General features: G+C 70.9%; 14 protein-coding genes. 9 read left to right on the forward strand and 5 right to left on the reverse strand.

Features of this window, described 5'->3' with window-relative positions:
* Positions 1 to 46 precede the first annotated feature (46 nt).
* Positions 47 to 2,707, forward strand: coding sequence for an AAA family ATPase (locus tag LG391_RS03905; RefSeq protein WP_225766620.1), 2,661 nt, complete (start codon positions 47 to 49; stop codon positions 2,705 to 2,707).
* Between the two features lie 145 nt (positions 2,708 to 2,852).
* A complete protein-coding gene (locus tag LG391_RS03910; protein ID WP_225766622.1) occupies positions 2,853 to 3,668 on the forward strand; it encodes a helix-turn-helix transcriptional regulator in 816 nt (271 codons plus the stop codon).
* Here LG391_RS03910 and LG391_RS03915 read toward each other — a convergent pair.
* On the reverse strand, positions 3,658 to 4,491 hold the full coding sequence (locus tag LG391_RS03915) for an AraC family transcriptional regulator (RefSeq protein WP_225766623.1): 834 nt from the start codon (positions 4,489 to 4,491) through the stop codon (positions 3,658 to 3,660). The genes LG391_RS03910 and LG391_RS03915 overlap by 11 nt on opposite strands.
* A gap of 125 nt (positions 4,492 to 4,616) precedes the next feature.
* Between LG391_RS03915 and LG391_RS03920 the strand changes: the two genes are divergently transcribed.
* From LG391_RS03920 to LG391_RS03930, 3 genes are all read left to right on the forward strand, one after another.
* Positions 4,617 to 5,405 (forward strand): aldolase, encoded by a 789-nt coding sequence (locus LG391_RS03920; protein ID WP_225766625.1) that lies wholly within the window; start codon positions 4,617 to 4,619, stop codon positions 5,403 to 5,405.
* Between the two features lie 81 nt (positions 5,406 to 5,486).
* Positions 5,487 to 5,798 (forward strand): hypothetical protein, encoded by a 312-nt coding sequence (locus tag LG391_RS03925; protein WP_225766628.1) that lies wholly within the window; start codon positions 5,487 to 5,489, stop codon positions 5,796 to 5,798.
* A gap of 25 nt (positions 5,799 to 5,823) precedes the next feature.
* A complete protein-coding gene (locus tag LG391_RS03930) occupies positions 5,824 to 6,297 on the forward strand; it encodes an anti-virulence regulator CigR family protein (protein ID WP_225766630.1) in 474 nt (157 codons plus the stop codon).
* Between the two features lie 71 nt (positions 6,298 to 6,368).
* Here the strand turns inward: LG391_RS03930 and LG391_RS03935 are convergent, their stop codons facing one another.
* On the reverse strand, positions 6,369 to 7,352 hold the full coding sequence (locus LG391_RS03935; RefSeq protein WP_225766632.1) for a hypothetical protein: 984 nt from the start codon (positions 7,350 to 7,352) through the stop codon (positions 6,369 to 6,371).
* A gap of 186 nt (positions 7,353 to 7,538) precedes the next feature.
* On the opposite strand from LG391_RS03935, the gene LG391_RS03940 reads away from it, so the two are divergent.
* Positions 7,539 to 8,072, forward strand: coding sequence for an RNA polymerase sigma factor (locus LG391_RS03940; RefSeq protein WP_225766634.1), 534 nt, complete (start codon positions 7,539 to 7,541; stop codon positions 8,070 to 8,072).
* A gap of 11 nt (positions 8,073 to 8,083) precedes the next feature.
* Positions 8,084 to 8,737 carry a hypothetical protein gene (locus LG391_RS03945; protein ID WP_225766636.1) on the forward strand — a complete coding sequence of 218 codons (654 nt, stop codon included), beginning with the start codon at positions 8,084 to 8,086 and terminating at the stop codon, positions 8,735 to 8,737.
* Between the two features lie 15 nt (positions 8,738 to 8,752).
* Here the strand turns inward: LG391_RS03945 and LG391_RS03950 are convergent, their stop codons facing one another.
* The 3 genes from LG391_RS03950 to LG391_RS03960 form a co-directional block, all read right to left on the reverse strand.
* On the reverse strand, positions 8,753 to 10,369 hold the full coding sequence (locus LG391_RS03950; protein ID WP_225766638.1) for a glucan biosynthesis protein: 1,617 nt from the start codon (positions 10,367 to 10,369) through the stop codon (positions 8,753 to 8,755).
* 90 nt (positions 10,370 to 10,459) lie between these two features.
* Positions 10,460 to 11,377 (reverse strand): oxidoreductase, encoded by a 918-nt coding sequence (locus tag LG391_RS03955; RefSeq protein ID WP_225766640.1) that lies wholly within the window; start codon positions 11,375 to 11,377, stop codon positions 10,460 to 10,462.
* Positions 11,378 to 11,428: 51 nt separating this feature from the next.
* Positions 11,429 to 11,998, reverse strand: a complete 570-nt coding sequence (locus LG391_RS03960) for a TetR/AcrR family transcriptional regulator (RefSeq protein ID WP_225766642.1) — start codon at positions 11,996 to 11,998, stop codon at positions 11,429 to 11,431.
* Positions 11,999 to 12,133: 135 nt separating this feature from the next.
* Between LG391_RS03960 and LG391_RS03965 the strand changes: the two genes are divergently transcribed.
* Together LG391_RS03965 and LG391_RS03970 are read left to right on the forward strand one after the other, a co-directional pair.
* Entirely contained in the window at positions 12,134 to 12,613 is a 480-nt protein-coding gene (locus LG391_RS03965; protein ID WP_225766644.1) for a class I SAM-dependent methyltransferase, read from the forward strand.
* Positions 12,614 to 12,762: 149 nt separating this feature from the next.
* On the forward strand, positions 12,763 to 16,941 hold the full coding sequence (locus LG391_RS03970) for a hypothetical protein (protein WP_225766646.1): 4,179 nt from the start codon (positions 12,763 to 12,765) through the stop codon (positions 16,939 to 16,941).
* The last annotated feature ends 417 nt before the right edge of the window (positions 16,942 to 17,358 follow it).

Below are 17,358 nucleotides of genomic sequence, written 5' to 3' on the forward strand. Positions count from 1 at the left end.
CCCCTTGGCCTGAAATCCCTGCAGGCACAGGGGAGTCGCCGAATTCATGCTGATCGAGCGCGAGGAGCCGCTTGACCGACTGATCGACCTGGCCCGGCGCGCCGCGGAGGGGCACGGCGGCACGGTCGTGCTGGGCGGCGAGGCCGGGATCGGCAAGACCGCGCTGCTGCACGAGTTCACGCAACGCCTGGGCCCCGGCCACCGGGTGCTGTGGGGCGGATCCGAGGCGCTGTTCACGCCGCGCGCCCTGGGTCCGCTGCAGGACATGGCCCATGCCCTCGGCCCCCGCATGGCGGCCCTGCTGGACCAGGCGGCGGCGCCGGAGCGGCTGTTCCCCGCCTTGCTGAACACGCTGCAGGAACTGCCGGAGACCACGGTCCTGGTGTTCGAGGACGTGCACTGGGCCGACAATGCGACGCTCGACCTGGTAAAGTATCTCGGCCGCCGCATGCCGGTGCTGCGGACCCTGCTGGTGCTGAGCTACCGCAGCGACGAGGTCGGCCCCGACCATCCGTTGCGCCAAGTGCTGGGCGACCTGCCGGCCACGGCCGTCCGCATCGCCATGCAGCCGCTGTCGCCCGAAGCGGTCGCCGCGCTGGCCCGGCAGGGCGGCCGCCCCGCCGCCGAGCTGCACCGGATCACGGCAGGCAACCCTTTCTTCGTCACCGAGCTTCTGGCCAGCCAGGACGCCGCCCCCGGCAGCGTGCCGGCCTCGATCCGGGATGCGGTGTGGTCGCGGCTGTCGCGGCTGTCGCCGGAGGAGCGCGAGGCGCTGGAGACGGTCAGCATCGTGCCGGGCAGCGTCGAGCCCTGGCTGGCGCGGGCGCTGCTGGGCGGCAGGGCCGACGCCGCGGTCGACCGCTGCATCGCCCGCGGCATGCTGGTGCGCGACGACCAGGGCGCGATCGGCTTCCGCCACGAACTGGCACGGCTGGCCACGCTCGACCAGCTGACCCCGGCCGTCCAGCAATCGCTGCACGCCCGGGTCGAGACCGCGATGGCCGAGGCCCCTGCCCGGCAGGCGATCGCCCTGCTACCGCGCCAGGTGCACCACGCCGCCGCGGCGGATGACGGCGAGCGCGTGCTGGCCCTGGCGCCGCAGGCCGCGGCGCAGGCCTCGCGCCTGGGCGCGCATCACCAGGCGGCGGCGCATCTGGCGACCGCCCTGCGCTATGCCGACCAGGCGCCGAAGGCGGTGGCGGCGCAGCTGCACGAGGACTGGGCCAACGAGGCCGGCCTGGCGCTGCGCATCGACGACACGGTGATCGAGGCGCGGCAGCACGCCATCGCGCTGTGGCGCGAGCTGGGCCGCATGGACAAGGTGGGCCTGAACCTGCGGGCGCTGGCCCGGCTGCTGTGGTCGCGCGGCGAGGTGCGGCAGGCCGGCGACTGCGTCGACGAGGCGATCCGCGAGCTGGAGCGCCTGCCGCCCGGCCCCGAGCTGGCGATGGCCTACAGCGTGCGCTCGCAGCTGCACATGCAGCAGAGCCATGTCGACGAGGCGGTCGAATGGGGCCGGCGGGCGATGGCGCTGGCCGACCGGCTGGGCGATGTCGAGACCCGGGTGCATGCGCTCAACAACGTCGCCACCGCCCTCCTCTTCGTCGACCGCCCCGGCGGGCTGGAGATGATGGAGGAGAGCCTGGCGCTCGCCCTGGAGCACGGCTTCCGCGAGCACGCCGCCCGGGCCTATATGAACCTCGCCGAGTATGCGGTGACGTTCAAGGACTTCACCCTGGCCGAGCGGGTGCTGGCCGAGGGCATCGCCTACCAGACCCGGCACGATCTCGATTCCTGGACCCATTACCAGGTCGGCTGGCAGGCGCGGCTGCGCCTCGAGCAGGGCCGGTTCCGCGAGGCCGAATCGATCGCCGGCGGCGTCGTCGGCCTGGACCTGCTGGCGCCGACCATCCGCCTGCCCGCCCTGATCGTGCTCGGCCGGGTGCGGATGCGGCTGGGCGAGCCGGACGCCCCCGACCTGCTGCGGCAGGCGCTGCGGCATGCGCTGGAGACCGGCGACCTGCACCTGATCGCGCCGGTGCGCTTCGCCCTGGCCGAGGCGGCGTGGCTGGCGGGCGAACCCGCCGCCGCGCATGAGCCGCTGGCGGCCGTGGCGGCGATGGACCTCGACAGCTTCGACCCCTGGGCGCTCGGCGAACTGGCCGTGTGGTGGCGGCGCTGCGGGATGACGGCGCCGCCGCCGGCGGTGGCGACGGCACGGGCCCCGGCGCCGCGGGCGGCCGAGCTGGCAGGCGATCCGGCGGCGGCCGCGGCGGAGTGGACGCGGCTGGGCCTGCCCTATGAGGCGGCGCTAGCCCTGACCCAGGTCCGCGGCGGCGAGGCCGGGCCGGCCCTGGCCCGCGCCGTGGCGATGCTGGAGGAGATCGAGGCGCGCCCCGCCGCGCTCCTGGCCCGCAGGACCGCGCAGCGCCTGGGCGTGGCCGACCAGCTGCCGCGGGCGCGCCGCGGCCCCTATTCCGCCGCCCGCCGTCACCCGCTCGGCCTCACCCGGCGCGAGCTGCAGGTGCTGCGCCTGCTGGCCCAGGGCATGGGCAACCAGGACATCGCCCGCCGGCTGGTGCGGTCCCCCCGCACCGTCGAGCACCATGTCTCGGCGGTGCTGGGCAAGCTGAACGCCAGCAGCCGCATGGACGTCGTCCTGCGCCTGCACAGCGAGCCCTGGCTGCTCTCCGCCGGCGAAAACTAGGTAGTCGCCCCCCTGAAAATTGGGCGACCGCCCCGAAGCGCGGTGCCCGCCCGGCGCCTAGGGTGTCACTCGCGGTGCCGCCCCCGAACCATGCCGGACATCGACGCAGGGCGGACAATGCGTCGAGCACAAGAAGGCACAGGTCATGGCGGGGATCGACAGCGCTGCGGATCTCGACTACTCCCTGACGATGGATGACGGCCTGGCTGCCGTCCTCTCGACCCGCGCGGCCGGCGTGGAAACCTGGACGGGCCAGAACGACGACAAGGATGAACGGGACACTCCCACCGTTCGGAGCCGCGACGACCGGGACGACGGCATCGAGGACCTGCTGGACTGGCTCGACCTCGGCGTGATCATCGCGGACGCGGCGGCCCGGCCGATCCGGCTGAACCGCCGCGCCGGGGCGATCGTGGCGCGGGCGGACGGGCTGTACGCCACGCCGTTCGGCATCACCACGGCCGTTCCGGAAGAGACCGCCAGGCTGCGCCAGGCCATCGCCATGGCGACGACGGGCGGGGCCCGCCTGCGGCTGACGCGCCCGTCGGGATCCCCGCCGCTGCTGGTGACCGTGATCCCGGTCCGCCCCGGCGGCGATGCCGATGGCCGGCCGGCGGCCCCCTGGGTGGCCTTGTTCGTCATGGATCCCGGCGGCGCGAGCACGCCGTCCCCGGCCCTGCTGCAGGAGCTGTTCGGGCTGACCGCAGCGGAGGCCGTGTTCGCCGCCGAGATCAGCCGCGGCGACGGGCTGCAGGCGGTCGCCGAGCGCCTGGCGATCGCGCCCACCACCGCGCGGACCCACCTGACCCGCATCTTCGAGAAGACCGGCACCCGCCGCCAGGCGGAGCTGGTGCGGCTGCTGATGCAGTGCGACCGGCTGGCGCCGTCCGGCGGCTGGCCGCCGCCCGGGCGGGACCGCGGCGACCGCGCGCCGGCCTTCGCCGCCCGGATCAGCTCCTGACCGGCATCCAGATCTCGACCAGGCCGGTGCCGGTCCAGGGATCGAAATCGGCGCTGTAGCGCTCGAAGTTCGGCGCGTCGGCGAAGGCGTGGCCGGATTCGGGCAGCCAGCGGGTCCAGATCGTGTAATGCGTCGCCCGGATCCGGGAGATGTGGCCGCGGTGGCTGAACACCGCGTAGCGCTGCGCCGGGATGCGCACCCGGGCGAGCTCCGCCGGCAGCTCGTCGAAGCTGGCGACCTCGACCCCGGCGATGTAGTCGAAATTGCCGGCGTCGTCGGCGTTGCAGCAGACGCCGTAGGTGGCGTCGCCGAGCTGGTTCGGCACATGGCCGATCTGCGGCCCGAAGCGCTGCCACAGCGCCGGGATGCCTTCGTTGGTCTCGAAGGTGTAGCGGCCGCCCAGCCCGGCCACGAGCAGGGTCTTGCCGGTCTCGAAGCGCGGGACTTCGAGGTCGATGATCAGCGTGTCGTCCATGCGGATCGGCTCCACCAGCGCGAGGTTGTCGACATGACCCTGGCCGCGAACCTGCTCCGGCGTCAGGCCGAACTGGTCGCGGAAGGCCCGGGTGAACGCCTCGTGGGAGCCGTAGCCGGCGTCGAGCGCCACCGCCAGGATGTCGGTGGCGCCGGCCGCCAGGGCCCGGGCCGCCTCGGTCAGGCGGCGTCCGCGGACATAGCGCATCACCGAACGGCCGGTGGCCACGCCGAACAGCCGGCACAGATGGAACCGGGACACGCCGGCGGCCTCGGCGATCGCGTCGAGCGTGACCTCCGCCGAGAACCGGTTCTCGATGAACCAGACCGCCCGCTCGACCGCGCCCATGCCCCTCTCCCGATGCGTTCGCCGGCACTGTGCCGACGGCGGACGCCGCCCGTTTGATCGCGATTGCGCCGCCGGGCCGGCTGTTGAAGGATGCGCCATCTTCCCGCTGCCCGACAGGACCCGCCATGGCCCATGAGCTGCACGCCGCCGACCCGTCCCGGCTGTCGAACATCGGCGAGATCGACTGGGCGGCGCTGCGCCAAGCCCGGATCGACCTGGCAGCCTGCTTCCGCATGGCCGCGCGGCTGGGGCTGGAGGAAGGCATCTGCAACCATTTCTCGGCCATGGTGCCCGGCCGCGACGACCTGTTCCTGGTCAACCCCTACGGCCTGGCCTTCGCCGAGGTCACGGCCTCGAGCCTCCTGGTCTGCGACTTCCACGGCAACGTCGTCGACGGCGACGGCAAGCCGGAGGCGACGGCCTTCTACATCCATGCCCGGCTGCACAGGCAGGTGCCGCGGGTGCGGGCGGCCTTCCACACCCACATGCCGAACGCCACGGCGCTGAGCATGGTCGAGGGCGAGCCGCTGGCCTGGGCCGGGCAGACGGCGCTGAAGTTCTACGGCCGCACCGCCGTCGACGACGCCTATAACGGCCTGGCGCTGGACGAGGCCGAGGGCGACCGGATCGCGGCGACCCTGGGCGACGCCGACGTGGTGTTCCTGCGCAACCACGGCGTGATGGTGTGCGGCCCGACCATCGCCGAGGCCTGGGACGACCTGTACTCCCTGGAGCGCGCCGCCGAGGTGCAGGTCAAGGCGCTGAGCCCCGGCCGGCCGCTGCGACCGGTGCCGGCCGAAATCGCCCGCCGCACCGCCCGGCAGATGCGAGAGGGCGACCCGGAGAGCGCCCGGCTGCATCTGGAAAGCGTCAAGCGGGTGCTGATGCGCGAGGATCCGGGCTTCGCCGCCTGATCGATGGAATAGACCGCCCGGTTCGATCGTCCCTGGTCTGAGGGGCGTCCGTCCAGACGCCCGGAAAGGGGATTGATCGAGATGAGCACCGGACGACGCATCCTCGTGCCCGCACTGACCGCCCTGGCGGTGCTGGCCACCGCCGGGCCGGCCCTGGCCCATCACAAGCCCTGGCATGGCGGCGGGCCGCCCTGGGCCCGGCCCTATCACGGCCCCAGCTACTACTATGCGCGGCCGCGGCCGCCGGTGGTCGTCTACGAACGGCCGTATTACGGCTATTACGGGCGGCCCTACTATTATCGCCGGCCGGCCCCGGTCTATGCCGAGCCGCCGCCCTACTACTACGCCCCGCCTCCCGGGGTCAGCATCAACATCCCGCTGCGGTTCGATTGATCGGCGGCGCACCAGGATGACACAGGTGATTCCAGGAAAGTCCCGGGCCGGCACGGCCCGGACACTGCTGCTCGCGGCCGCCGCGCTCAGCCTGTTTGCGGCCGGCCCCACCTTGGCGGCGCCCCATGGCCAAGGGCAGGGTCAGGGTCACGGCAAGAAGCAGACCGTGATCGTGCCCGGCAATCCCGGCCAGGGCCAGGGCAAGTCCCATCGCCAGGGCAATGCCAGCACGCCGACAGTGTCGTTCCAGCCGCGGGACCGCGACGTGATCGTCGACTACTACGGCGGCTGGCCGCGCGCTCAGGCGTTGCCGCCCGGCATCGCCCGCAACCTGGCGCGGGGCAAGCCGCTGCCGCCGGGCATCGCCAAGCGGGGCCTGCCGCCGGACCTGCTGGCCCGGCTGCCCCGCTACGACGGCTATGACTACTACATGGTCGGGTCGGACGTGGTGCTGATGGCCATCGCCACCGGCATCATCGTCGACATCCTGACGGATTGAGCGCGCAGCTGAAAACCCGCCCGATCGCCGGCGGCCCCGGAACACGGGCCCGCCTGGCGATCACGATGTCCTCAGTCGAACGGGCGAAAGCCCTGGCGGGCGAGGGCCAAGTCACGGTCGTCGACCACGCCGTTGCCGTCGACGTCCAGATTGGCCGTCTCCCAGTCGCCCACCGGCCCGGCGCCGGGCTTGACCTGCTCGATCCGGTCGGCGAGCTCCGCCTCGAGGGCGGCGATCCGGTCCGGGTCCGCCAGCGGATCGGCCTTGAGATCGGCGATCCGCTCCTGCAGGGCGCGGATTCCCGTCTCCTGCGGCGTGCCGAAATTGGCCTGCATGGCGCCGACATTGGCGCCGTAGCCAAGCTCCTTGGCCAGCCCGACCAGGGTGGAGACGCGCGCGCCGTGATTGCGGAACGGCCCGTTGCCGACCGTCGGCGACCAGCCGGAGCCGATCAGCGCGGCGGTGGTGTCATCATCCAGCGAGATGGTGTCGACCTTGCCGGGCCCCTTGCTCCTGGCCTTGCCGCTGTTGCCGGGGGCGTCCGTATCATCCGTGGCGTTGACGCCGCTCCCGTTCCCATTGCCCTTGGATTTGCCGCTGTTGCCGGGGCCGGGGCCGCTCCGGGAGTTGCCGCCGCCGTTCCCGTCGCTGCTGGCCTTCCCGCCGCCGCTGCCGTCGCCGCTGGCCTTCCCGCCGGCGTTGCCGTTTCCGCCGCCGTTGCCGCTATTTCCGCCTTTGTCGCCCCCGTTTCCGTTTCCGTTGCCGTTGCCGCCTCCGTTCCCGCCCCCATTGCCTCCGCCGTTCCCACCACCATTTCCGCCGCCGTTGCCGCCACCATTCCCGCCGCCGTTGCCTCCGCCGTTGCCGCCTCCGTTGCCCCCGCCATTCCCGCCGCCGTTGCCACCACCATTCCCGCCGCCATTGTCCTTGACGGTGATGAACTGCGGCTTGGAGACGTCCTTGAGGTCCCCCCAGGCGGCTGCGCTCGCCGCCGTGGCGTAGAGCAGTCCGAAGGCCGCCACGATGGGCAGCGTTGCAGCAGAACGGATACGCATAGGGTACTCCAGGGCCGTGATATCGAAGCGGGCCGCGACGGCCCGTGTCACATCTGTGACGCCCGGGGCGCCGCAGTCATTCCGCGAAACTTTGCAAAAATTTTCAGATCCGGGTCGCGCCGGACTGCCGTGCCACGCGTTAATACGCGCATGCGGGCATGCCGTCCGCAACAAGAGGGTGGTGGAATGTCCGATCCGGCGGAGCATGTGAGAGGGGCGCTGCTGGCCTCGCTGCCGCGGCTGCGCGCCTTCACCCGCGCGCTCGCCGGCTCCGCCCCCGAGGGCGACGACCTGCTGCAGGCGACCTGCGAGCGGGCGCTGGAACGGGCCCATCAGGCCGCCGCAGCCGCCACCCTGCATGGCTGGATCTTCCGCATCGCCTACAACCTGCATCTCGACCGGCTGCGGGCCGGGCGCCGCCGCGGCGACATGGCTGAGCCGGTCGACCCGGACACGCTGCCGGGCGGCGACGCCGAGGCCGAGGTCGAGGCGACGCTGATGCTGGCGGCGGTGCAGCGGGCCATCGACCGGCTGCCGGAGGAACAGCGCAGTGTGCTGCTGCTGGTCTCGGCCGGCGGCCTCAGCTATGCCGCCGCGGCCGAGGCGCTGGACCTGCCCGTTGGCACGGTGATGAGCCGGCTGCATCGCGGCCGGCAGGCGCTGCAGCATCTGCTGTCGCGGCGCCCGGTCGCCGCCATGGCGATGGCGGCCCGACGGTGATGGAGGCGACCATGACGATCGACACCGACTGGATCGCCGGATACGCGGACGGCACGCTGGAGCCGGAACGCCGCCGGCTGGTCGAGGCCGCGCTGGCCCGCGACCCGTCCCTGGCCGCGACGCTGCGGCACGAACGCGACATGACCGCGCTGCTGGCGGCCGCCTTTCCCCCGGTGGAGGAACCGCTGCCGCCGGCCCTGGCCGGGCTGCTGGCGCCGCGGCCGATGGCGGCTCCGACGCCACGGCGCCGCCCGGCCGTCCGCTGGCTGGGCCGGATCGCGGCCGCCGCAGCGGTTCTGGTCGTCATCGGCGGCGGCTGGACCGCGCTCAGCGTGATCGACCGGCTGGAGGACCGGATGGCCCGGATCGAGGCGGCGGAGCAGATCCGCCTGGCGGCCCAGCAGGCGATCGAGACGCGGCGGGCCGAGGTGCTGGAACGGGCGCCGAACGGGGTCGAGACGCCGTGGCGCGACGGCGCCTCGACCGGCCGGGTCCGCCCGGTCTCGACCTTCGTCGACGCCTCCGGCCGCTTCTGCCGCGAGTTCGTCGAGGCGGTCGAGGGGCCGGACGGCCCGCGCAGGGGCGGCGGCATCGCCTGCCGCGTCGGCCAGAGCGATTGGCGCATCTGGTGGCCCGACAGCCAGGAGAGCGGCCAGGCGCTGTAGCCCGGCCGCTCCCGGTCAGTTCCCCACCGGCCTCGCATCCGAGACGAAGGGGCGGTACTGGAACAGCCAGGTCTCGGACGCGACCTGGTCGCCGGCCTTGAGGAACAGCCGCATCTCGACCGGGTCGTCGCCGTCGACCGCCAGGTCGAACTGAACCCGCCAATGGCCGGGCACGTCGTCCGGCACCGCCTCCATCAGGGTGTAGGAGGAGAAGGTGCCGCGCGAGGCCCAGAACACCGGCTCCGGCTTCACCCCGAAGGGCAGATCCTTCAGCGGGCCGCCGAGGAACTCGACCATGAACTTGCGCACGCCTTCCGGGCGCGGCTGGCCGGGCTGGCCGCCGCGGCCGAGACGGGTGGCCACCACCCGGGCCAGCGGCGTCGGATAGGGCTCGTCCGCCATCCAGTGGATGCGGTAGGCGAAGGGCAGCTCGTCGCCCGCCTTGGTCGGCGCCTCGGGGTGCCAGTAGGCGACGATGTTGTCGTGGATCTCGTCGTCGGTCGGCAGCTCGACCAGCTGCACCTGGCCGCGGCCCCAGTCGCCCAGCGGTTCGACCCAGGCCGAGGGGCGCAGATGGTAGCGCACGCCGTCCTGATAGTGGTCGAAGTTGCGGTCGCGCTGCAGCAGGCCGAAACCGCGCGGCGACTGGTCGGAGAAGCTGGAGATCACGATCCGGGCCGGGTTGTTCAGCGGCCGCCAGATGTGCTCGCCGCTGCCGGTCCACATCGCCAGCCCGTCGCTGTCATGCACCTCCGGCCGCCAGTCGATCGCGGTCTTCTTCACCGTCTCGGAGTACCAGAACATCGAGGTCAGCGGCGCCACGCCCAGGCGCTCGACCGGCTGGCGCAGGAACAAGGTGGTCTCGACGTCCATCACCACCCCGGCGGTGCGGCGCATCAGGAAGCGGTAGGCGCCGGTCAGGCTGGGGCCGTCGAGCAGGGCGTAGACCGTCACCGCGTCGGCGTCCGAATTCGCCGGCTCGAACCAGTAGCCGATGAAGTCCGGGAACTCCTCCGGCCCGCCCGAGCCGGGGGTGATGGTGATGCCGCGGGCCGACAGGCCGACCTGGCCGAGTTCGCCCTTGGCCCGGAAATAGGAGGCGCCGAGGAAAGCCACCCAGGGCTCCTCGGTCTTCCAGTCGGTCTTGTCCTTGGCCTCCTGGATCCAGAAGCCGGCGAAGGCGGAGGGCTCGGGCGCCAGCTTGGCGGCGGGGCTGTCCGGGCCGACGGTGAAGTATTGCGGGTCGTACAGGATCTCGCGCGCCGTGCCGGCGGCGGGGTCGACCGCGTGCATCTTCACGGTCTTCGGGAAGAACCGCCCGACATGCTGGAAGGTGACCGGATATGCGCCGGGCTGGCCGTCGCCGTAGAGGGCGTATTCCGGCTTGTACTTCAGCTTGCCGTGAGCGTCGTAGTCGATCGCTTCCACGATCGCCGGGTCCGGCCGCGGCGGCGGGGTGTAGGGGCCGGCGGCCATCGTCCGGGCGCGGTTCTTGAGCCAGTCATAGGAGAACGGCCCGGCCTCGCCGTAGCGCAGCCCGGCCGGCGGCGCGGCCAGGGCCGTGGCCCCTCCGAACATCCCGAACATCTGGGTGGCAGCGGCCAGCTTCAGCAGGGTACGGCGGTCGAGCATATCGGTCCTTTCGCTGCGGCCTCCGGGCGGCGAGGCGCCGCTTTCCTTACCAAGCCGAGCGGCGGGAAGCCAAGCCCGGGCTGGGCCTTCTCATTCCGCCGCCGGCAGGCCCGGGTCGATCCCGGTCATCGCGACCGAGACGTCCCACAGCCGCCGCGCCAGCCCGGGATCGCGAGCCTGTGCGGCGAGCGAGGCTTCGCCGGAGACGCCCCTGAGTTCCCGGATGCCGGTCGGCCCGTAATAGCCGCCCGGCGTCACACGCCCGGTCGCCGCCTGCAGGGTGGGCCAGGCGCCCATCGCGGTGCTGTTGAGGAAGAGCCTCATCAACGACAGCAGGATGTGGAGCGCTCCCAAATGGCGCCCCAGGTCGGTCTTCGCGATGCCTGGATGGCAGCCCACTGCCGTGACAGGAGAACCCGAGGCGCGCAAGCGCCGGTCCAGCTCGAAGACGAACAGCGCATTGGCGAGCTTGCTGGCGCCGTAGCGCCGGAACCGATCGTAGCCCTTCTCGGCGTTGAGATCCTCCCAGTCGAGCGCCGCCCCGCGATGGGCGATGCTGGAGGTCACGACGACCCGTCCCTCCGTCTCGGCCAGCTTGGGCAGGAGCAGCGCGGTGAGCGCGAAGCAGCCCAGATGATTGACGCCGAACTGCAGCTCGAAGCCCTGCTTCGTGCGGGTCAGCGGCGGGACCATGACGCCGGCATTGTTGACCAGGGCATCGATCCGCGGCTCCCGCGCCGCCAGTTCCGCCGCCGCGCGGACGCTGGCGAGATCCGCCTGGTCGAGCGGCAGGAAGGCCAGGTCGGCCTGCGGGCTGGCCTGGCGGATCCGCGCCATCGCGGCTTCGGCCTTCGCCCGGTCGCGGCAGGCCAGCAGCACCCGGGCCCCGCGCGCCGCCAGCACGCGCGACGCCTCGAAGCCGATGCCGGTGTTGGCCCCGGTGACGATGAGGCACTTGCCCGACTGGGCGGGCACATCGGCTTCGGTGAAACCGTTGCGGTTCGGCATGAGATCGCTCCTTTGTTGAGTGAGTCCGCGCTCATTATTCGAGCAAACGAATCAGGCGGCCGTGCCCTTCCAGAACAGGTCGAAGCCGGCCTGCCGGATCGGCTCCTGGTCCTTGGGATTCGCGGTGATCGCGTCCATGACGATCTCCGCCAGCCCGAGCAGGACCGTGTCGATGTAGAACGGCATCCGGGCCGGATCGCAGTGGCCGGCGAGGCTCTGCTCGACCACCGCGCGGGCCTCGCGGAACTGGACGTCGAAGCGCCGCAGGATGTCGGCCCGGATGCGGCCCGACACCTTGAGCTGGCGCAGTGCCTTGCGCCGGACCGGGTTGGCCAGCCCCCAGTCGATCATCCGGTCCCAGAGCTGCCGGACGCGGTCGCGCGGATCGCTGCCCGCCGGGCCGGCGGCGAGCACCGCAGCGGCGAGATCGGTCTCGATCTCGAGGAAGAGTTGGTTCAGCAGATCGTCCTTGGTCGGGAAATAGGTGAACAGCGTCCCTTCCGCGACGCCGGCCGCCTTCGCGATCTTGGCGGTCGAGGCGCCGAGCCCCAGCGCGGCGATCAGCTCGGCGGCGGCGGCCAGGATGGCGTCGCGCTTTTCTTCGCTGAGAGGACGGGCCATGATCCAGAATGAGTGAGTGGTTGCTCAGCCATATGGTTAGAGCCGCTCTCTGATCAAGGGGCGTCCGAAACGATGGCGATCCGGTGCCGACTGTGCTCCGCTGCCACCCGCCCCGCCCTTCGACCGGAGCCGCCCATGGACAGCCGTCTCGACCGCATGATCGCCCGCCTCACCACCCAGCGCCGGGCGCTGGAGCGGGCGGCGGAGGAGATCCGCGGGATGCCCGGCCCGGTGCTGGAGATCGGGCTGGGCAAAGGCCGCACCTACAGCCATCTGCGCAAGCTGTTCCCGGAGCGGCAGATCATCGCCTTCGACCGCGACCTGCACGCGCCGGCGGATGCGGCGCCGGCCGGGGCCGACCTGGTGCTGGGCGATTTCCGCGATACGCTATCCGCCCTGCCCGGCCATCCTCTCGCCGCGCTCGCCCACGCCGATTTCGGCAGCGAGGACAAGGCCCGCGACGCCGCCCAGGCCGGCTGGCTGGCGGCGCTGATCGACCGGCTGATGGCGCCCGGCGGCCTGGTGGTCAGCGACCGGGCGATGCAGGCCCCGCGCTGGACCGCCCTGCCCTTCGACACGTCGGACTGGCCGTATTTCCTCTGGCGAGTCGGCTGAGAACGCATCATCGCGTCAGGCGCTACCGCAATCTCATCTGCGCGCTGCAAATCGTTTATGCCGGATCGCGGGTGGTCAGAAGGCATCCGATCCTATTTTGATATGCGGTTCAGGCGCCCAGGGCAGCGGCCAGACAGGAGATCACCCAGATGAGCATCCGCTCCCTCGACGCGATCCGTCGCGCCTCGCAGCCGAACCGGGGGAGCGGTCAGCCGGATGCCGACTGGCAGAGGGCGGTGCGCGATGCCCTGGCACAGCGCGCCGCCGTCGACGGGAAGAAGCCGGAGCTGCGGCCGGACGAGGAGGCCCACAAGGTCGTCCCGGACGACACGTCCTGGGAGCTCTTCGACGGCGACCTGAAAAAGGCCCATGAGCATAACCCGCATGTCGACCTGGGAGAGCTGGACGTCGGCCAGGTCGTCTTCGTCGAGAAGGCCGCGCAGCCCGATGCGCCGCAGCCCTATGCCCCGAGCTACGACCCGAAGACCGAGCCGGACCTCGCCCTGAGGGCGGATCTCACGGCCCGCTACCTGGGCGGCACGGCCAACGGCAAGGACCGCCAGACGCCGGAGCAGCTCTACGGCGTTCCCACCGATAAGCTGGCCGAGACCATGGCGGACGGCAATCCGCTCGACCAGGCGGCCTTCGTCAGCATGTATGGCGGCAAGGATCCGCTGACCGGGCAGTCGCGCAAGCCGCTCTGGGAGCAGATGGGGGTTTCGCGCGAGGAGCTGCGGCGGACGCTGGTCGAGCGCCCGTGGGAGGTCGCCTCGCACCAGCTGGGCCGCGACATCTCCGCCGCGGACTATGCGAAGCTGCAGAAGATCGACGGCCCGCTCGGCCATATGCTGAACATGGGCGTCGACCCGCGCACGGCGCTGTCGATCCAAGCGACCTGGAGCGCGCATTTCCACGGCGGCTACGATCCGGTCAGCCAGGCGAAGCTCAAGCCGGTCTGGGAGCGCTGGGGCCTCGGCTCGGTGGATCAGTTGCAGGAGATGTTCGTCGATACCCCGGCGGCCGCCATCGCCATCTCCGACCTGGCCGGCGGCAAGAATCCCGCCACCGGCCAGGCCGTGAAGGCGCCCTGGGGCGACCAGTCCGCCGAGATCTACGGCGCGCAGCAGCTGAAGACGGCCCAGGACATCCTCGGGACCGACGTGCTGCCGGGCATGAAGTCGGTGGTGTCGGCCGAGGACGCGGAGACCATCGCGCTCGGCTTCACCACGCCGAGCAGCGAGAAGCAAATCAAATACGTCAACCCGATCATGTATGCGCAGACCCCCAGCCTGCAGAACTCGCTGGTGATGATGGGCGGCAACGTCATGACGAAGGGCATGACGGATCCGCTGGGCGGCGTCGGGCTGTTCGGGCTGGTAAAGGGCTATCCCCAGACCGTGATCGACGGCACCAGCGGCAAGCTCAAGGCGTTCGGGAACTGGCTCGACAAGCACAACCTGCCGGGCCAGGGCGCGGCGGACAAGGCCGCCGGCCGGCTGCCGCAGCAGGGCGAGGACGAGCGGCGGATCCGATACCAGGCGCACGGCTTCTTCCAGGTCTTCCCCGATACGGGCGAGACCTACTTCCTGACCAAGGTCCAGCGCCAGCCGCGGGCGCTGAAGGGAGAGGAGCAGGATCCGAACTCGCGCTTCGGCAAGATCTGGGGGAACTGGAGCGCGCTCGGCGGCGGGGTCAATCTCTTCCTTGGCAAGACCGACGAGGCGGATGGCAGCCGCGGGCGCAGGCCGACGGTCCTCGGCATGAACTGGGCCAACGCGCCCGACGGCACCGTCGAGCGCTTCGGCGGGGCGCTGGGCGGCCCGCTGGGCGGGCTGGGGCCGAAGATGCCGCTCAGCACCCAGCCCTATCACTCCTATGGGCTGCAGTTCCAGATGGGCAAGACCCAGTCGGGCGAGTGGGTGCCGAGCGGCATCGGCGCGCTGACCGAATGGGGCACCAACCGCTACCAGGTCTGGCCGATGGTGACCTGGGATCCGGATGGCGGCGGGCTGACCGGCGGCACGCTCTGGGGCGGCACCGGCTGGACGCTGGGCCAGGTCGGGGTGCATTACGATCCGAGCCGGCCGACCACCCGCCTGAACCTGATGGGCGGCGGCACCGACGGCCGGACGCCGAATGTGAGCTATGCCGATCCCTCGGTCTTCGCCTTCGATCTCGGCGGCATGTACGGCAAGAGCGGCAAGTCCGCCGGCCTCGGCATCAGCGCCGGGAAATCGAGCAATGTCGAGGTCTCGGTCGACGTCGTCGGTGGCGACGTCGAGGCGGCCGAGCGGAAGGCGAAGGACTATCACCGCAGGCTCGCCGCCGGCGAGATCACCGCGCTGGACCTGCCGCAGGGCGTGCGCGTCGCGTCGACCACGCAGGATTCGGCCTCGTTCCGCGCCATGGGCTTCTACGCCTATGTCAACGCCGGCTACAGCCGCGGCAGCGGGATGAACGTCACCACCGACATCAGCCGCGCCGGCGACGGCCGCTGGACCGTCGCGCGCTACGACGAGCCGAAGAGCGACTGGTCCTGGAACGCGGGCATCTTCGGCGTCGGCCCCGGCGGCCATTTCTGGGATTCGAAGCTTCGCGGCGAGTCCCTGGCCATCACGGCGCCGCCCGGCCCCGACGGCAAGCCGGCGCTGGACGCCGGGACGCGCGCCGCGCTGGACCGCTACCTGACCGAAGGCCTGATCCCCGGCGCGACCGGGATGGACGGGCGCTTCAGCGGCAGCACGGGCGAGACCTACAGGACCGTGCGCGACGCCTTCACCGGCGCCGAGCGGACGCTGGCGGACGCCAAGGCGAAGCCCGTCTCCACGGACCCGGAGGACGAACAGGAGCGGCAGGACGCGATCGCACGGGCCGAAGGCGCCTATGCCGACGCGCGCAGCGACCTGAACGACTTCCTGCGCGGCCAGCTCAAGCCCGGGGACGAGATCATGCCCGGGATCAAGATCGAGTCCGTCACCAGGCGCGACACCAAGGGCAGCCGCCCGTCCTTCCTGGTCCCGCTGGAGAGCAAGACGATCACGCGCGGCGAGACCAGGACCGAGAAGAACACGGTCCATACCTACGAGCTGAGCCGGAAACCGCTGATCGGCTGGGACTACGAGAACCAGCACGCCCAGCGGACCGGGCAGAACAACGATATCTATCAGCTCTCCAGCACCGGCATGGCCGCCTACAACGAGGGGCACATCAGCCATTACCTGCCCATCCCCGTGCTGAAGGACCTGAAGAACCTGTCGGTCTACGAGCCGCTGTGGCAGGCCGCCCTGAAGAAGCAGGGGGAGCAGCAGGGCACGCTCTCGGTGCAGTTCACCGACGCCCAGATCGTCGGCCTCGGCCAGTCGCTCAGCCGCGGCGAGGACGGGAAGAGGCTCTGGGCCTCCTTCGCCGGCCGCGCATCCGGGGCGCTGGACGACCGGTTCCTGCAGAAGAACCTCGAATACCGGGACAATAACGGCGACCTGCTGAAGCTGTCCCGCGACGCGGAGGACGTCCTGGAAAAGCACGGGCTGGGAGACAAATCCGCCCTGGCGAGGACATTTGAGGGCGTGACCTCGCCGGAAGCCTTCGCGGCGCTGAGCGACAGGGAGCAGGACGCCTTCCTCGATCTCACGGCCATGACGGCATCGGCCGACCACTCGCCCTATGAGACCGTCGCCCTGATCTCGGCGGTCAAATCGGAAGACCGGCGGTCCGACATGTTCCGGCGGGTCATCGACGGCATCGCCGAGGCCGAGTTCCCGATCTTCGGCAACACCAATTCCGGCCCGGGCATCGACAAGAAGGATCTCGGCAGGCGGGATCTCGGGCTGGACCGCGTCGTGTACACCGACGACCCGACCGTCGAATTCGTCCGCTTCCTGTCGGAGGATGTGAAGGACCCGGGCGCGCGCGAGGCCTTTCTGGCCCAGACCGGCTTCCAGGGACAGGCGCCGCGGGAGATCGAGAGCCGCCGCGCCAAGCCCCTCGATCAGCTGGCGAAGGAGGCCTCGGAGAAATACACCAAGGAGATGACGATCTATTTCCCGGGCGGGCCCGAGCCGACGGAGTACATCGCCCTGACCCATGACGAGGCGAAGGACATGGTCGGCATCCTGGCCGGCGTCGCCGGACAGAAGGGCAGCGACGGCGCCTGGGATTTCATGAAGGAGCATGAGATCGACCCGGCCGTGGTGTTCTCGAGGCTGGACGAGAGCGGCGGCGACCAGGTACTGCGCCAGGCGCTGGTCGATGTGCTGCGTCCCGGATCCCTCGATCGCGGCAAGGCCATGGTCGAACTGCTGAACAGCGAGGAGAAGAAGGCCCGGTGAGGATCTTGAAGACCGTCCGGGCCGGTCGGCGGGCCGGCTGATCGACCGGCTGATGGCTCTCGGAGGTCTGGCGGTCAGCGACCTACCGATGCAGGCGGCGCGCTGAACCGCCTGCCCTTCGACACGCCGGACTGCCTATTTCCTGTGTCGGGTCGACTGATGATCTCGAATCCGTTAAGAGATCCAGCATTTCACAATAGAGACTGCCATTTAAACTATATTTCCAAACTGCGGCGTTGCCAATATATTCTCATAAGAGGAATTGTGATATATGGCATACCGGGAGAGACGAACGGCCATTTCACAGCATCAATAGCGCCTCCATGACGACAATCAGCACACCGACACAACCCTACAGATTCAACAATGCGCCTCCCCATGCTGTCGACCTTCCGACTCGCATTCAATGGCTCGATC

It is taken from the genome of Inquilinus sp. Marseille-Q2685, assembly GCF_916619195.1.
GTDB lineage: Bacteria > Pseudomonadota > Alphaproteobacteria > DSM-16000 > Inquilinaceae > Inquilinus.

Coding starts and splice junctions, on each gene's coding strand:
- LG391_RS03955 (WP_225766640.1), bottom strand. CDS start 11,377: ATGCCGAACCGCAACGGTTTCACCGAAGCCGATGTGCCCGCCCAGTCG.
- LG391_RS03920 (WP_225766625.1), top strand. CDS start 4,617: ATGGCCCATGAGCTGCACGCCGCCGACCCGTCCCGGCTGTCGAACATC.
- LG391_RS03940 (WP_225766634.1), top strand. CDS start 7,539: ATGTCCGATCCGGCGGAGCATGTGAGAGGGGCGCTGCTGGCCTCGCTG.
- LG391_RS03925 (WP_225766628.1), top strand. CDS start 5,487: ATGAGCACCGGACGACGCATCCTCGTGCCCGCACTGACCGCCCTGGCG.
- LG391_RS03935 (WP_225766632.1), bottom strand. CDS start 7,352: ATGCGTATCCGTTCTGCTGCAACGCTGCCCATCGTGGCGGCCTTCGGA.
- LG391_RS03905 (WP_225766620.1), top strand. CDS start 47: ATGCTGATCGAGCGCGAGGAGCCGCTTGACCGACTGATCGACCTGGCC.
- LG391_RS03915 (WP_225766623.1), bottom strand. CDS start 4,491: ATGGGCGCGGTCGAGCGGGCGGTCTGGTTCATCGAGAACCGGTTCTCG.
- LG391_RS03945 (WP_225766636.1), top strand. CDS start 8,084: ATGACGATCGACACCGACTGGATCGCCGGATACGCGGACGGCACGCTG.
- LG391_RS03950 (WP_225766638.1), bottom strand. CDS start 10,369: ATGCTCGACCGCCGTACCCTGCTGAAGCTGGCCGCTGCCACCCAGATG.
- LG391_RS03970 (WP_225766646.1), top strand. CDS start 12,763: ATGAGCATCCGCTCCCTCGACGCGATCCGTCGCGCCTCGCAGCCGAAC.
- LG391_RS03910 (WP_225766622.1), top strand. CDS start 2,853: ATGGCGGGGATCGACAGCGCTGCGGATCTCGACTACTCCCTGACGATG.
- LG391_RS03965 (WP_225766644.1), top strand. CDS start 12,134: ATGGACAGCCGTCTCGACCGCATGATCGCCCGCCTCACCACCCAGCGC.
- LG391_RS03960 (WP_225766642.1), bottom strand. CDS start 11,998: ATGGCCCGTCCTCTCAGCGAAGAAAAGCGCGACGCCATCCTGGCCGCC.